Below are 1,406 nucleotides of genomic sequence, written 5' to 3'. Positions count from 1 at the left end.
GACCAAGAGATATTTGTTGCATAGATGAACGCAATCCGCCGAAAGTAACAGGTGATGTTTGCTGGCGCACAGATGCAGGGGTTCGCATGGATAACTGGGACGAGATTCGCACCGCCTATCAAGTGGCACGTATGGGGACGGTCAGTGGCGCCGCCGAGGTTCTGGGCGTCCACCATGCCACCGTCATCCGGCATATTGATGCCCTAGAGGCACGGCTGGGCGTCAAATTGTTCCAGCGTCATGCGCGAGGTTATACGGCGACCGAGGCGGGGCAGGACCTGCTGCGCGTCGCGCAGGGGCAGGAGGCACTGATCCACGAGATGCAGCGCTCTGGCGGGTCGGCCGAAGGCATGGACCCCGAAAGCCGTATGCGCCTGCGGTCGATCGACGTCCAGATGCTGCGCATCCTCGAAGAGATCTCGGCGGGGCGGCAGGAAACCATGGCCGAGTTGCGCACCGATATCGCGGCGCTCAGCCGGGTGATCTCGGGCGCGCAGCGCGGCGGGCGCCCGACCTCGGTCAATCCGCGCAACTCCCAGGAGCAGGAGGGCTGATCCATGGCCCTGTCCCGACGCAAGGGCAACCGGTTCGAAGGATCCATCTGGCCGGGTTACGTGGATGCCGTGACCGGCCTGCTGATGGTGCTGACCTTCGTTCTGACCATCTTCATGGTGGTGCAATTTGTCCTGCGCGAGACGATTACCGGCCAGGAAAGCCAGCTGGATGAACTGTCCGCCGAGGTAAGCGCGCTGGCCTCGGCCCTGGGGCTGGAGGAGCGCGAGAACAATCAGCTGAACGCTCGGCTTGGGGCGCTGACGTCAACCCTCAATACTGCTGAACAGGATTTGGACCAGGCGCGCAGCCTGATCACCTCCCTGACTGCGGACCGTGACCGGCAGGCAGGTGAACTGGCCGAGGCCGCCAGCCGCATTACCAGTTTTGAGGCAAAGGTGGCGGCCCTGATCGCAAGCCGCGATGCCGCCCGGACGCGGGTCGCGGATCTAAGCGCCGAACGCGAAGACCTGGAGGCGGCGCGCGCGGAATTGTTGAGAGAACAAGAGGCCCTGAACCTGGCCCTGTCGCAAGCCCGCGGCGAGATTGATGTGCAGGTAGAGGCAGCCCGGCTGGCGGCAGCACAGCGCGAGGCGATGAAGGCATTGATCGCCAGTCTTGAGGCAGAAGGCAGCGAGCAAACAACCCGGATTTCCGAATTGCAGGCCCAACTGGGCGATGAAGAAGCCGCCCGCCTGATTGAGGCCGCTGCCGCCGAAGCCCTGCGGGAAAAACTGCAGAATGCCGACGCCGAACTCACCGCAATGACACTGGCCTTGGAGGCGCAGCGCCAGGAGGCGGAGGATACGCTGACCCTGCTGGCCGCCGCCGAAGCGGCCAGGACACAGCTGGAC

General features: G+C 64.2%; 2 pseudogenes. Both read left to right on the top strand.

Features of this window, described 5'->3' with window-relative positions:
- Positions 1-86: 86 nt before the first annotated feature.
- Positions 87-296: pseudogene (locus A2I95_RS37890) on the top strand (LysR family transcriptional regulator); the annotation flags it as partial.
- A gap of 261 nt (positions 297-557) precedes the next feature.
- Positions 558-1,406: pseudogene (locus tag A2I95_RS37885) on the top strand (peptidoglycan-binding protein); the annotation flags it as partial.

Source organism: Leisingera sp. F5 (assembly GCF_001593695.1).
The sequence above is the reverse complement of the archived record's forward strand: the minus strand, read 5'-3'. Positions and strand labels throughout refer to the sequence as shown.